At 62.9% G+C, this 13,727-nt stretch carries 12 protein-coding genes and 1 tRNA gene; 6 read left to right on the top strand and 7 right to left on the bottom strand.

The genetic code is table 11. The features are described 5' to 3' along the window. Positions 1–52 precede the first annotated feature (52 nt). The gene (locus ACIP1G_RS24995; RefSeq protein ID WP_400741718.1) at positions 53–736 is read left to right on the top strand and encodes an OmpW family protein; all 684 of its coding nucleotides are present in this window, start codon (positions 53–55) and stop codon (positions 734–736) included. Here ACIP1G_RS24995 and ACIP1G_RS24990 read toward each other — a convergent pair. Further along, positions 724–1,929, bottom strand: a complete 1,206-nt coding sequence (locus ACIP1G_RS24990; protein WP_400741715.1) for an MFS transporter — start codon at positions 1,927–1,929, stop codon at positions 724–726. The genes ACIP1G_RS24995 and ACIP1G_RS24990 overlap by 13 nt on opposite strands. 102 nt (positions 1,930–2,031) lie before the next feature. On the opposite strand from ACIP1G_RS24990, the gene ACIP1G_RS24985 reads away from it, so the two are divergent. Then, positions 2,032–2,475, top strand: coding sequence for a winged helix-turn-helix transcriptional regulator (locus ACIP1G_RS24985; RefSeq protein ID WP_400741713.1), 444 nt, complete (start codon positions 2,032–2,034; stop codon positions 2,473–2,475). A 133-nt stretch (positions 2,476–2,608) separates the two neighbouring features. Here ACIP1G_RS24985 and ACIP1G_RS24980 read toward each other — a convergent pair whose 3' ends face one another. Next, positions 2,609–3,541 (bottom strand): NAD-dependent epimerase/dehydratase family protein, encoded by a 933-nt coding sequence (locus ACIP1G_RS24980; RefSeq protein ID WP_400741711.1) that lies wholly within the window; start codon positions 3,539–3,541, stop codon positions 2,609–2,611. Further along, positions 3,534–4,418: a sugar nucleotide-binding protein gene (locus ACIP1G_RS24975; protein WP_400741708.1), complete on the bottom strand. Its 885-nt coding sequence runs from the start codon at positions 4,416–4,418 to the stop codon at positions 3,534–3,536. The genes ACIP1G_RS24980 and ACIP1G_RS24975 overlap by 8 nt, the downstream gene beginning before the upstream one ends. Before the next feature lie 293 nt (positions 4,419–4,711). Between ACIP1G_RS24975 and ACIP1G_RS24970 the strand changes: the two genes are divergently transcribed. Both ACIP1G_RS24970 and ACIP1G_RS24965 read left to right on the top strand, forming a co-directional pair. Continuing rightward, complete coding sequence (locus ACIP1G_RS24970) at positions 4,712–5,752, top strand: hypothetical protein (protein WP_400741772.1); 1,041 nt, start codon at positions 4,712–4,714, stop codon at positions 5,750–5,752. Between the two features lie 17 nt (positions 5,753–5,769). Further along, complete coding sequence (locus ACIP1G_RS24965; RefSeq protein WP_400741705.1) at positions 5,770–6,564, top strand: TSUP family transporter; 795 nt, start codon at positions 5,770–5,772, stop codon at positions 6,562–6,564. A gap of 8 nt (positions 6,565–6,572) precedes the next feature. On the opposite strand, the gene ACIP1G_RS24960 is transcribed toward ACIP1G_RS24965, so the two are convergent. Continuing rightward, on the bottom strand, positions 6,573–7,382 hold the full coding sequence (locus ACIP1G_RS24960) for a helix-turn-helix domain-containing protein (protein ID WP_400741702.1): 810 nt from the start codon (positions 7,380–7,382) through the stop codon (positions 6,573–6,575). 179 nt (positions 7,383–7,561) lie between these two features. Here ACIP1G_RS24960 and ACIP1G_RS24955 point away from each other — a divergent pair, with 179 nt between their 5' ends. Together ACIP1G_RS24955 and ACIP1G_RS24950 are read left to right on the top strand one after the other, a co-directional pair. After that, positions 7,562–9,004, top strand: a complete 1,443-nt coding sequence (locus ACIP1G_RS24955) for an alanine/glycine:cation symporter family protein (RefSeq protein WP_400741699.1) — start codon at positions 7,562–7,564, stop codon at positions 9,002–9,004. Positions 9,005–9,076: 72 nt separating this feature from the next. After that, on the top strand, positions 9,077–10,066 hold the full coding sequence (locus tag ACIP1G_RS24950) for an asparaginase (RefSeq protein WP_400741696.1): 990 nt from the start codon (positions 9,077–9,079) through the stop codon (positions 10,064–10,066). A gap of 107 nt (positions 10,067–10,173) precedes the next feature. On the opposite strand, the gene ACIP1G_RS24945 is transcribed toward ACIP1G_RS24950, so the two are convergent. The 3 genes from ACIP1G_RS24945 to selA all read right to left on the bottom strand — a co-directional run bounded on the left by ACIP1G_RS24945 (position 10,174) and on the right by selA (position 13,622). Beyond that, a tRNA-Sec gene (locus ACIP1G_RS24945) sits at positions 10,174–10,269 on the bottom strand. A 6-nt stretch (positions 10,270–10,275) separates the two neighbouring features. Further along, positions 10,276–12,198 (bottom strand): selenocysteine-specific translation elongation factor, encoded by a 1,923-nt coding sequence (selB, locus tag ACIP1G_RS24940; RefSeq protein ID WP_400741769.1) that lies wholly within the window; start codon positions 12,196–12,198, stop codon positions 10,276–10,278. Beyond that, positions 12,195–13,622, bottom strand: a complete 1,428-nt coding sequence (selA, locus tag ACIP1G_RS24935; protein ID WP_400741693.1) for an L-seryl-tRNA(Sec) selenium transferase — start codon at positions 13,620–13,622, stop codon at positions 12,195–12,197. The genes selB and selA overlap by 4 nt, the downstream gene beginning before the upstream one ends. Between the last annotated feature and the right edge of the window lie 105 nt (positions 13,623–13,727).

Below are 13,727 nucleotides of genomic sequence, written 5' to 3'. Positions count from 1 at the left end.
ACGCATCCGTACCATTGGACTACTCGATTACTCACGTCCTTTGGGAGCTTCCATGAACAAGTCCTTGCTCGGTGCCGCCCTCGCGGCCCTGGCGCTCGCCGCCCCTGTTGCCCACGCCCACCAGGCGGGTGATGTCATCGTCCGCGCCGGTGCCATTACCACTGCGCCGAACGAGAGCAGCGGCGACCTGAAATTTGATGGCAGCAAGGTTTCGGGCACCAAGGCGACCCTGGACAGCGACACCCAGCTGGGCCTGACGTTCGCCTACATGCTCACCGACCACATCGGCCTGGAACTGCTGGCAGCCACGCCCTTCAAACACACCGTGGCCGTAAAAGGCCTGGGCGGCGGCCTGGACGGCAAGCTGGCCGACATCAAGCAACTGCCACCGACCCTGTCGCTGCAGTACTACCCGATGGAGCCCAACTCCAAGTTCCAGCCGTATGCCGGCGTCGGTATCAACTACACCCTGTTCTTCGACGAAGACCTCAGCAGCGCCCGCAAGCAGCAGGGCTTCAGCAACCTGAAGCTGCAGGACTCGGTTGGCATCGCCGGCCAGCTGGGCATGGACTACATGCTCACCGACAACCTGCTGGTCAACGCTTCGATCTGGTACGTAGACATCGACACCAAGGCCAGCGTCAACGGCCCGACTGCACTGGGCTACAGCAAAACCAAGGTCGACGTCGACGTCGACCCGTGGGTGTACATGGTCGGCCTTGGCTACAAGTTCTGACCTGAGCATTGCAGGGCGGCTTCGGCCGCCCTCTCCCGTTGCAGCCATAGCCAATAGCCCAGTGCGACCGTGCTAAAGGCCATCCCCAACCCACACACCGCCACCCAGCCCCAATGGGCAAATACCCAGCCCGCCAGCACTGCACCCAGCCCGCTGCCAAGCGAATAGCAACACATGTAGGCGCCGATCAAGCGGCTGGCCATTGCGCCTCGCCCGGCCAGCAACAGGCTCTGGTTGGTGACATGCACCGCCTGCACGGCAAAATCCAGCATCAGCACCCCCAAGCCGAAAGCCATCAGTGACTGCCCGACCAGTGCCGTGGGCAGCCAAGACAGTGCCAGCAGGGCCAGAGCCAGCCCGGTGGTGCGCTCCCCGCGCCCTTGGTCGGCCAAGCGTCCGGCGCGGGCTGCCGCCATGGTGCCCGCAACACCTGCCAAACCGAACAGGCCTATCTCGGTATGGCTCAGCGCCAATGGCGCAGCGCTCAGGGGCATGACCATTGCACTCCACAGCACGCTGAACGCCGCAAAGATCAACACGCCGAACACCCCACGCTGGCGCAACAGCCGGTCGTGCCGGTACAGGCTGAACTGGGCCGCGATCAGCGCCCGGTAGCCAAGCCGATGCTCAGCCGGCTGCGCCGTGGGCAAGCTGCGCCACAACACCAGGGCCAGCAGTATCAGCAGTGCTGCGGCAACCAGGTACACGCTGCGCCAACCGGCCAGGTCGGCAAGCCCGCCCGAAACCAGCCGCGCCAACAGAATCCCCAGCACCACACCGCTGGTGACGGTGCCTACGGCTTGCCCATGCTGGCCGGGTGCGGCGAGACTCGCGGCATACGCCACCATCACCTGCACCATGACGGCCATCAGCCCGGTGATGATCAACGCCAGCAGCAACATGGCCCAGTTGGGTGCCATGCCGACGCTGACAAGCGCCAGGGCCGAGACCAGCAACTGGCCAAGCAACAGGCGTTTGCGGTCGACCATGTCCCCTAGCGGTACGATCAGCAGCAGCCCCAGGGCGTATCCCGCCTGGGTGGCACCGACCACCCAGCCGATCTGCTGCTGCGCCACACCCAGATCGGCAGCCATCGTTTCGAGCAAGGGCTGGGCGAAATACACCGTCGCCACGGCCATGGCGCTGGTGACGGCAAGCAGCAGGGTTTTCCAGCGTGTCAGCGCAGGGCTCATCGGGGCGACCTCGTCAACCTGGTTTTGAATTGAAACCACATGCTGGATATTTAGCAAATGTAGTTTTAATCTGCAACCAGATAGCCAAGACAGGTTTGCCCCATGCTCGATGAAAATAATGCGCAATGCCCTGTGGCCCGGGCCTTGGAAGTACTGGGTGACCGTTGGGCGCTGATGATCCTGCGCGATGCCTTTGATGGCCTGCGGCGCTTCAGTGAATTCCAGAAGAACCTGGGGCTGGCGAAGAATATCCTCGCCTCAAGGTTAAAGCTGCTGGTTGAGAGCGGATTGCTGGAGATGCAGCCGGCCTCGGATGGCAGCGCCTACAAGGAATACGTGCTGACCGAGAAAGGGCGGTCGGTGTTTCCGGTGGTGGTTGGTTTGAGGCAGTGGGGGGAGCGGTATCTGTTCGCGGCGGGTGAGGTGCGTTCGGAATTGGTGGAGGATGTTAGCGGGCAGGCGCTTGAGACGTTACAGGTGCGAGGCCAGAATGGGCGGATTTTGAACGCCGAGGATTGTCTGCGCAGAGTTGTGCAGCATGGGTGATTTTTGGGGCTGCTGCGCAGCCCTATCGCGACACAAGGCCGCTCCTACAGCGACCGCGTCACTTCGGCCTTGCGCGATCCCTTGCAGGAGCGGCCTTGTGTCGCGATAGGGCCGCAAAGCGGCCCCATGGGCTTCAGCTTTTACCCAAAAGCCGCGCCAGGCCCTCGACCATCGGCGTCGCCTGCGGAAAATCGAACCGCGCCAGCAAGCGCTGGTTATCCGCCCGCGAATGGCGAATATCACCCGAACGCGCCGCTGCATAGCTGATCGCCGGCAAGCTACCGACCACTTTCTCCAGTGCCGCCAGCAACTGGTTGAGTGAAGTAGCCTGGTTGAGGCCGATGTTCACCGCCCCCTCCTCGACCTGCGGCTGCTCCAGCGCCTGCACCATCACTTGCACCAGATCCCCGACATAAAGGAAGTCGCGGGTCTGTTCACCATCACCGAACACCGTAATCGGCAACCCTTGCACAGCACGCTCGCAGAAGATGCTGATTACCCCGGAATACGGCGAGGACGGGTCCTGGCGCGGCCCAAAGATATTGAAGAAGCGGAACACCACCGGCTCCAGGCCATGCTGGCGGCGGTAGAAGTCGAGGTACTGCTCACTGGCCAGCTTGTCCACCGCATAAGGGGTCAGCGGCGCCTTGGGGGTGTCCTCGGCAATCGACTCGCCCTCGCCATTGTTGCCATACACTGCCGCACTCGAGGCGAACAGCACCCGGCGCACGCCCTGTACGCGCATGGCCTCGGCCACGTTCAGGGTGCCGATAAAGTTGCTCTGATGGGTCTTTACCGGGTTTTCGACAGACGCCTGCACCGACGCTACCGCAGCCAGATGGACCACGGCACTACAACCGGCAGCCGCGCGCAAGACCAGATCAGCATCGGCCACATCGCCTTCGATCAGCTCAAGCCGTGGGATGTCCAGCTGCAGGTTGCCCCGCTTGCCAGTGGATAAATCGTCGAGCACACGTACGGCGTAGCCTTTTTCCAACAACGCATCGCACAGGTGGGAGCCAATGAAGCCGGCACCGCCGGTGATCAGGATGGGGGCGTCAGCCATGGCGGTAGAACCGGTCCAGTAGAGGCGGCAAGCCGGCGCGCCAGGCACGCGGCTTGATGCCGAAGGTATGAAGGATTTTCTTGCAGGCCAGTACTGCGTGCTGCGGCTCTTCGCTGGCATCGGGGCGCGCGGCATGGGCCTGCGGCGTCGGCGCCTGCACGGCCAGCTGGCGGTACTGGCCAGCCTCGGTGAGGATCGCCTGGCCCAGCGCCAGCGGCGTAGTCGCCTCGTTGCCGGCGTAATGGTAGGTGCCCCACAGCGGCGCACTGCAATCGAGTTGCTTGAGCACCGACAGGATCACCCGGGCGGCATCGTCTACCGGCGTCGGGTTGCCGCGCCGGTCATCGGCCAGCAGCAGCTCCTGCGGTTGCTCGGCACGGGTCAGGAAGCGGCCCAAGGCCCCGTCGATGCTATCGTCCAGCAGCCAGCCAAAGCGCAACAGTACATGCTGCGGGCAGGTCGCACGCACGCTCTGCTCGATACGCCACAGGGCCTGGCCACGCAGGCCCAGCGGCACGGGCTCGTCCTTTTCGCTGTAGGCCGTGGCCCGCGATCCATCGAACACCCGGTAGCTGGATGGCTGCACCAGGGTGACATGGTGGTGCTGGCACAGCTCTGCCAGCCGCTCCACCGCCCGCTCCTGTTGAGCCAGGCGCTGTTCGCTGACCGACTCGGCCTGGAACCAGTCGAAGTAGTAGGCCAGGTTGACCACGGCATCGGGGCGATGATCGTCGAGCAGCTGAGTGAGGCTGGCAGGCGCCCAGCCATTCTCGGGCGGGCGCGGTGCCAGGAATGCGATGTCCTCCTCGGCCCCAAGACGAATCAGCGCTTGCCCGAGGGCATTGCCACCACCCAACAGCATTAGGCGCATACGCATAGAGTCAGCAGATCCGGAGAGGTTGATGAAGGAAAGGGGTCATTTTGCGGTTTCCGGGCGGGGAAGTCCAACGCGAGGTCTCAAGCACACCGTTCGTCGCAATCGCCCAACGCTTTCATCGTCGAAATTACAACAAGCAGAAATTTCCTACAGCCCTCAAAGATCAGGCTGACTTCCCTTCAGCGGCCCAACGGCATTGAATTATTGACTGCTGCCACTTGCTGGTTGCCGACGCTTTTTTGCGAGCGGCGGCAAGAAAGGCACTTCAGGTTATTCACTACAAGGAACGTTTCATGCCGCATTCGGAAGTTGCCTACCTGGACTTCAACAGGAAGCAAGGCAAGGCGATAGCCCTCGCAAGCCAAACCCTTACAGAACTGGGGGGGCCAGAAGCTAGAGGGGTGGCGATTCAGGCCCGCCTTTTTGCCGAACAACTCGAAACAATATTGAGTGCTGACCAACAGTCGACACTACAGCGATTCAGTGCAGGCCAGCTATCTGCCCTGATGTTCCGGCACCTGCCTGGCGCCGACGACCCTATCCCAGAACAGCTGGCCGACATTTCGTTACTGGCAAGCAGCAACCGCTGCCAATTCCTTGCATCGCGTAACCACGTGCTGTTAGCACTGGCACACCATCGCAGTTTTGCCTTCGACATCGACAATGACGGCAAACAAGTTCGTTTGGTCGGCAACTTCAAGGGGGGTGGATGCATCCCTCTCTTCGACGAAAAGCCCAATACTGAAATTGAATTGAGCTCACATGCAGGTTTGCGCCTGGGGCCGCATACCGAAGCACCCTATAATTGTTCGACCGTAGCCAGCAATGGCCATTCCCCTGCGCCTTGCGCTCTTATTCTTACCGCACGCTGGAATCCTGCCCAAGAACCAATAGCGGTTTTTCCACTTCGCAACATCATCGAACGAATGGCCGCCCTGGATGTGCTCGCCCTCACTTCGCCTTCATTCGACTTCACGCGTAGTGACTGCTTCGCGCATGGGCAGGGCAACGCTGGCAAAGCAGTGTCGATGCTGCAGTTCAACGCCCAAGGCGGATTTGCACTTCGCTATAACAGCTATCGCTTTTCTCTCAACGACAGTGCCTGCAGTGCGGCTGCCCGCGCATTCAATGCGTTTCAACAGGCACTGAACAGCACGCCACCCTTCATGTTCGACCTGCAGGCTGACACGGCACTGCTGATCAACAACGGTCGCGCCTTGCATGGCCGCGACATCATTCGCGATAACCGGCGCTTACTGGTGCGTCAGTTCGGATACTCGCGTTCCGCCGTTCCAATTGTGATCACTGAAGATCCACTGCTGGTCCGTGGCTGAGCACAGGAAAATACCCGATGATCGAACTCGATTTGACACTTGTTCTGATACTCGCCCTTGTGGCTCTGATGGCCGGCTTCTTCGATGCGATTGCCGGCGGCGGTGGCCTGATCACGCTGCCGGTATTGTTTATAGCCGGCATCGAACCATTGGCAGCGATCGCCACCAACAAGTTTCAAGCAGCGTCGGCGACCGTTTCGGCTACATGCGCCTTTGCGCGAAAAGGCATGATCGACTGGAAAAATGGCAGCGCCATGGCGCTCATGTCCTTTGCCGGTGGCGCACTAGGCGCCTTGTCGGTCAGTTTCGTACCAAAAACACTGCTACAAGCCTGCGTGCCAATACTCCTGATTCTGGTGGCAGCCTACTTCGCTTTCAGCCCGAAACCCAATGAGCAATCGCGAAAGGCGAAGATATCAGTCAGCTTGTTCTGCATTACCGTGGCGCCGATCATTGGGTTCTATGACGGGATTTTCGGTCCAGGCGTCGGCTCGTTTTTCATGCTGGCCTGCGTCATCCTCCTGGGCCAGCATCTGCTCCAGGCCGTTTGTAACAGCAAGCTGTTGAACGCAGCATGTAACCTGGGTGCGCTGTCAGTGTTTTCATTAAGCGGGGCGATCATCTGGCCACTGGCGTTGGCAATGGCAGGCGCGGCTTTTGTGGGGGCTCAATTGGGCGCACGTTGCGCAGTGCACTTTGGTCCCCGGCTGATCAAGCCATTGCTGGTCGGTGTTTGCTGCATCATGGCGACCAAGTTGCTGCTCGACTCAGGCAACCCGATTGGTCAGTGGTTACATCGCCTTACTCTTTGAGCGAAACATCATTCGATCTCGAACAGACTATTGCGCAACGGCCCCACGCTCAGCCGCTCACGTACATCGTCATCTATACGCGGATCATCCGGCCGGTACAGTCTTACCTGCCGGTATGCATTGATGCGGTTGATCTCCTCGCCCAGGTACTCCCACACCACCCTGGTACAGGCCGGGTTGCGCCGGTCGCCGCTGGAGACACCGGCCTTCAGGCCGTTCAGGCGGGTGATGCGGCTTTTGAAGCTGGGGATGAGGATGGTCTGGCTCATTTCGTTAAAGGTCAGCGACTCGTAGTCGATGAGGAATACCCGGTCCTGCAACTGGAACGCCGCACCCAGGTAGCGGCAACGGACCTCGGCATGCTGATCGGCGGCGCTTGAGCGTTCCTGGCGCTCCTGGCGCTCGAACAGGAAACGGCCGCGCTCTTCCCACAGGTGCACCAGCGACACCAGGATCGTGCCCGGTACTGACATGCAGTTGGAGTACTCGAAGTAATAACCGCAATAGCGCGACAGGTTGCCAGCGTGTTCGTGCAGCGGGCGGAACAGTTCGCTGATCGGGTCGCTGGGCTGCTCGGCAAGGGTCGACACCCGTGCACCGATCAAACGGGCGAACTGCTCAGCAGGCAAATTCAGCTCGTAATCCTCGACGCCGAAGAAATCACCGATGCGTTTCAGGTTAAACGCCGTTGGACGGCTCTGCCCGCTCAGGTACTTGTTGAACTGCGCGCGGTTGATTGACAGCTGGCGGCAAACTTCGGAGATAGAGCGGTAGTGGCTGCAGGCCAGTTTGAGGTTGGTTGCGAAATGATCGCTCATGACAAGAAACTCAGGTGACGCGAATGACGCCAGTTTAGCATCAAGTCGCATCAAGTAAGAGCAATCCGCGAAATTGTAACCACTCTTGTCATGACCAACCATGCGCCCCAACGAATAGCGGTGCGCCTGCCGTCCGCTGGTCTTTCCACACGAAGAATAAGAATCGAGGTCATTTTCCAATGCTCGAAGTACTCAACGATTTCCTTTCGGGGAAACTCCTCATCGTGCTGATCGTAGGGCTGGGTAGCTACTTCACCATCCGCTCCCGGTTCGTCCAGTTCCGCCATTTCGGCCACATGTTCGCCGTGTTCAAGGAATCGCTGCGTGGCCAGGCAGGCCAGCTGAGCTCCTTCCAGGCCCTGATGCTGAGCCTGGCCGGCCGCGTGGGCGCCGGTAACATCGCCGGTGTCGGCATCGCCGTGACCCTGGGCGGCCCTGGCGCGGTGTTCTGGATGTGGGTCACCGCCCTGGTCGGCATGGCCAGCAGCTTCTTCGAATGCACCCTGGCCCAGGTCTACAAGCGCGCCGACGGCGATGGCTTGTACCGTGGCGGCCCGGCTTATTACATTCAGCATGGCCTGAAGAAGAAAAGCATGGCCATCGTGTTCTCGATCCTGCTGCTGGTTACCTACGGCTTCGCCTTCATCGGCCTGCAGTCGTACACCGTGACCCACTCGCTGCAAAACGCCTTTGCCTTCGACCCAAGCCACACCGGCATTGTCCTGGCGGTGCTGCTGGCCGTTACCTTCCTCGGCGGCATCAAGCGCATCGCCGCAGTCTCGGACCTGCTGGTACCGGTCAAGACCCTGGCCTACATCGGTGTGACCCTGTACGTGATCGGCACCCAGATCGAACACGTGCCGGCCATGCTGGAAACCATCTTCAAGAGCGCCTTCGGCCTCGACCCAGCGTTCGGCGGCCTGCTCGGCAGCGCCATCGTCATGGGCGTGAAGCGTGGTGTGTTCGCCAACGAAGCGGGCTTGGGCAGTGCGCCGAACGTGGCCGCCGTGGCCGCCGTGAAACACCCAGGCGCGCAGGGCGTGGTCCAGGCCTTCAGCGTGTTCCTCGACACCTTCGTGATCTGCACCTGCACCGCGCTGCTGATCCTGCTGTCGGGCTTCTACACCCCGGGCTTCGAGGGTGATGGCATCGTCCTGACCCAGAACTCGCTGGCCGCCGTAGTGGGTGACTGGGGCCGCGTGTTCGTCAGCGTGGCACTGTCGCTGTTCGTGTTCACCTGCATCCTCTACAACTACTACCTGGGCGAGAACAGCCTGCAGTTCCTCAGCCGCAACCGCGTGGTGCTGATGGTGTTCCGCGCCCTGGTGCTGGCACTGGTGGTGTGGGGCTCGATGCAGGACCTGTCGACCGTGTTCGCCTTCGCCGACATCACCATGACCTGCCTGGCCTTCGTCAACCTGGTGGCCCTGGCCCTGCTGTTCAAGGTCGGCCTGCGGGTAATGCGCGACTATGACGACCAGCGCAAGGCCGGCATCCAGCAGCCAGTGTTCGACTCGTCGAAGTTCACCGACCTCGACCTGGACCGCAATGCCTGGCCTGCCAATCCGCAGGTGGAAACAGCCGCTGACAAAGCAGTCGGCCAAGCTCAGCCACAGCGCTGATATCCTGCCCTGCCCAGCCGCCCCGTCCGCGGGCGGCTTTTCTTTCTCCGCTTACCGCTACGGATGCTTTCCATGCGTGCAGTAAAGAATCTTCTCGTGCTCTATACCGGTGGCACAATCGGCATGCTTGAAACCCCGGAAGGCCTGGCGCCAGCCGGTGGTTTTGAAGCGCGGATGCGCGAGCACTTCGCCCAGATGGCCGATGCGCCCCAGCTGCAATGGACCCTGCAGGAACTGAACCCGCTGCTCGACAGCGCCAATATGCAGCAACACAACTGGCTGGCGATGCGCGATGCCATCGTTACAGCGGTGGATGTGGCGGGTCACGATGGCGTGCTGGTGCTGCACGGTACCGACAGCCTGGCCTATAGCGCGGCTGCATTGTCGTTCTTGCTGCTGGGCCTGCCGGTGCCGGTGCTGCTGACCGGCTCGATGCTGCCGGCAGGTGCCCCAGACAGCGATGCCTGGCCCAACCTGTGTGGTGCGCTGCGCCAGTTCGAACAAGGCCTGGAAGACGGCGTGCAGCTGTACTTCCATGGCCAGCTGTTGCATGGCTGCCGGGCGTCGAAGCTGCGCAGCGAAGCGTTCGATGCCTTTGTTGCACTGCCGCGTCATCGTGACGGTGAGCGTGCCGTAGCGATCCCTGCCGAGCTTGGTTACAAACACCCACGTCAGCCGGTCAACCTGGCAGTAGTGCCGGTGTTCCCGGGGCTGCAGGCCAGCCATTTGCAGGCGCTGCTGGGTAGTGGTGTGCAAGGGTTGCTGCTGGAGTGCTACGGCAGCGGGACCGGGCCGTCGGATGACCAGGCGTTGCTGGATGTGCTGCGTGCGGCGCGCCAGCGCGGTGTGTTGCTGACGGCGATCAGCCAGTGCCCTGAGGGGGCGGTGGTGTTCGATACCTATGCGGCGGGTAACCGACTGCGCGGGGCCGGACTGGTCAGTGGTGGCGGCATGACCCGTGAGGCGGCGCTGGCCAAGATGGTTGCGCTGTTGGGGGCTGGGCTGGATGTCGATGCGGCAGAGCGGTGGTTTGCTCTGGACCTGTGCGGGGAGCGGGCTTAGGTTTAACCCTTTAGGGCCTCTTCGCGGGTAAACCCGCTCCTACAATGATTGCGTTTCCTGTGTAGGAGCGGGTTTACCCGCGAAGAGGCCTTGACAGGAAAAGAGAATGGCGGAAGGCAGCGGGAGTCGAACCTGCCCGGGAACGGCTGCCGTCCCCAACCGGGTTTGAAGCCCGGCCGCGCCACCGGGCGCGATTGCCTTCCTTGAACTCAGTGCCTGGCCTGCTGCTGGGCCAGGGCGCTGTCGGCGCGGATGTGACGCTGGTCGGCCACCCGCCGGGTCAGGCCGATGCGGTCGAAGTATTCCAGAACCTGCACACTGCGTTTGCGACCGATGCCCAACATATCGCGAAACGCGGCAACCTGCACTATAGGCGTTTCGCGGGCCTGCCGCAGCAGCAGCTCTGCCATGCGCTGTAGCGTCGCCTCGGGGTAGAACAGGTCGCGCACCACCTGATGCACCAGGCCCAACCGGGCCAGCTTGCGCAGCAACAGGCGCACATCTGCCTCCGCGCAGTTTTCTTCAGTGGCCAAAGTCCTGACCCAGGGCGGGTCATATTGCCCTGCCAGCAACTTCGGCTGCAGCCTTGCCCACAAGGCACTGTCGGCTTCGCTCAACTGTACCTTGTGATCAGGCAGATGCAGCCATGGCCCACTGCTGGCGATCACCTCGTCGTTGAGCAGCTCATCGAGCAAGCTGACAAATGCCGGGCGCTCCAGCGGCAAGGCGGTGAAGCGGCGCAGGCGGTCGCGGTCCGGGCCGAGCTGGTCGGGCTCCTGTTCATGGAAGCGCGCCAGCTGCTCCATCACCTGCTGCCTCAGTGCCTGCCACTGGCTTTTGGCAAACAGCAGCGGGCCCTGGCGCGTGGCTATCACCTGCACATCATTGGGCAACAGCCAGGTTTCGCGCTGGCGATTGAACTGGCGCTCCAGGCGCTGCGGATCGAGCCCACCGAGCGCACTGGCGAGCAAGGCCGGCAGTGCCTCCTCCAGGTCATCTGCATCGCGCAACACCTGCAGCTGGCGCAGGCGCTCCTCGCTGCGGCGCTGCCGACTCGGCGCGAACGGGTCGAGCACCTTGCCGCCGCCGAGGGTGCGCTGGGCACGCTGGTCCCTCAGCACCAGACGATCACCATGTACCGCCTGCAACGGCGCGTTGAGCAGCAGCTGGGCAAACATGCGCTGGCCGGCGGCCAGGGTTTCGCCCTCGAGCAAGGCCACCCGAGCCGTCACGTCCTGGGTACCGAGGTGCACATGAACAGCACTGAAATGTTCAAAAATGCGGGTTTCCCCGGGTAGCAGGCAAAGTTCTATGTCCACCCGCACGCTGGGTGCATGCAGCCATTCGGGCACCAGCCAGTCGCCGCGGTGCACTTGCTCCACCGCCAAGCGTTCGGCGGCGATGTTCAGCGCCACTCGCTGGCCGGCCTCGGCCACCAGTGCAACCTGGTTCTGCGCGTGCAGGCCACGCACTCGCACCGGCTTGCCGGCCTTGCCCAGCAGCAACGTGTCGCCAGCGCTGACGCGCCCGGCCAGCGCTGTGCCAGTCACTACCACCCCGGCGCCGGTCACGGCGAAGGCGCGATCGACCGCCAGGCGAAAGCCACCGCGCACGCTGCGCTGACGCACCCGCACCTCGGCTTCCAGCAAGGCCCGGCGCAACACCTCGATGCCTTGCCCGTTGATGCTCGACACGGGGAATTGCCGTGCCTTGGCATAAGGCCCATCAGCCAGCAATTCCCTGACCTGCGCCTGCACCTCTGCCAGTCGCGCGGGCTCGACCCTGTCGCATTTGCTGATTACCACCAGCGCCTGGGGAATACCCAGCAGCTCGATGATCGCCAGGTGCTCGCGAGTCTGCGGCATTACTCCGTCGTCGGCGGCCACCACCAGCAGCACCAAGTCGATGCCATGGGCGCCGGCCAGCATGTTGTGGATAAAGCGCTCGTGGCCCGGCACATCGATGAAGCCAGTCAGCGCCGCCCCCTCGGCCAGCGCCGCATAGCGGTAACCGAGGTCGATGGTCATGCCACGGGCGCGTTCTTCCTGCCGCTGGTCACCGGCCTGGCCGGTGAGAGCCTGTAGCAGCGCGGTCTTGCCGTGGTCGATGTGGCCGGCGGTGCCGACGATCACTGCACTGGCCCCAGTTGCAAGGCCGGCAGCTGCGCCAGCCACTGGGCCTCGTCGTCGAGCTGGCGCAGGTCGAGCCACAGGGCATCGTCATCGATACGCCCGAGCACCGGCACCGGTAATTCGCGCAGGGCCCGCTCAAGCACATGCAGGCTGCGACCGCGCAGTTTCTTCGACACCTGCGGGCGCAGGCACAGCGCCGCGCTCGGCAGGCGTGCAACCGGCTGGCTGCCACTGCCGATCATGCCCAACGCCGGTTCCACGCTGACTGCCCATTGCTCGCCGAGGTGGGCTTTGAGTTCAGGGGCCAGGCGCTCGGCCTGGGCCTGGATCTCGGCCTGGCTGCGGGTCAGCAGTCGCAGGCTGGGCAGGCGTTCGGCCAGGCGGTCGGGGTTGCGGTACAGCGCCAGCACCGCTTCCAGTGCGGCGAGGGTGATCTTGTCGACGCGCAGTGCGCGCTTGAGCGGGTTCTTCTTGATTTTGGCGATCAGTTGCTTGCGGCCGACGATGATCCCGGCTTGCGGCCCGCCCAGCAGCTTGTCGCCACTGAAGGTGACAATATCGGCACCATCGGCCAGGGCCTGGCGCACCGTCGGTTCGGCGGGCAGGCCCCAGCGGGTGAGGTCGAGCAGGCTACCGCTGCCCAGGTCTTCAAGCAGCGGCAAATCATGTTGGTGGGCGATGCGCGCCAGTTCGGCGGTGGGCACCTGAGTGGTGAAGCCCTGGATGCTGTAGTTGCTGCAATGCACGCGCATCAGCAGGCCGGTGCGCGGGCCGATGGCAGCCTCATAATCGCGGGCGTGGGTGCGGTTGGTAGTGCCGACTTCATGCAGCTTCACGCCAGCGCGGGCCATGATGTCGGGGATGCGGAAGGCGCCGCCGATTTCGATCAGCTCGCCACGGGAGATGATGCCCTCCTTGCGCGCGCCCAGGCTGTTGAGCGCCAGCAGCACGGCAGCAGCGTTGTTGTTGACCACGGTGACGGCTTCGGCGCCGGTCAGTTCGCGGATCAGGCCTTCGATCAGGTCGTCGCGGTCGCCACGCTTGCCGGTGGCCAGGTCGAATTCCAGGTTGAGCGGGTAACGGGCGGCGGTGTGCATGGCCTCGATGGCTTCTTCGGGCAACAGGGCGCGGCCGAGGTTGGTGTGCAGCACGGTGCCGGTGAGGTTGAACACACGGCGGACTTGGCTGCGTTGCTGGAGAGCGAGGCGTTCGCCGCTGCGGCCCAGCAGGACTTCAGCAGACAGTTCGGCGGCGCTGAGCTGGCCGTTGCGGGTGGGTTCGCGCAGGTCGTCGAGCAGCTGGCGCAGGGTGGCCAGGACAGCGTCGCGGCCGTGGCGGTCGATCAGTGGGAGACAGGCCGGGTGGCGCAGAAGGGTGTCGATGGAGGGCAGGCGTGCAGTTTCGCTGGCGAGGCTGTTGGACATGCGGTACTACCTTGGACTGGTCCGTTGTCTGTGCTGGCCCTTTCGCGGGTAAACCCGCTCCTACGGGGAATGCGCAAACCGTCAGGAATACGCTGTACCTGTAGG

This window comes from Pseudomonas sp. NPDC089392, assembly GCF_044749595.1.
In the GTDB taxonomy this organism is placed as follows: Bacteria; Pseudomonadota; Gammaproteobacteria; order Pseudomonadales; family Pseudomonadaceae; genus Aquipseudomonas.
Note: the sequence above shows the minus strand (reverse complement) of the source record. Positions and strands in the feature narration are given on the sequence as shown.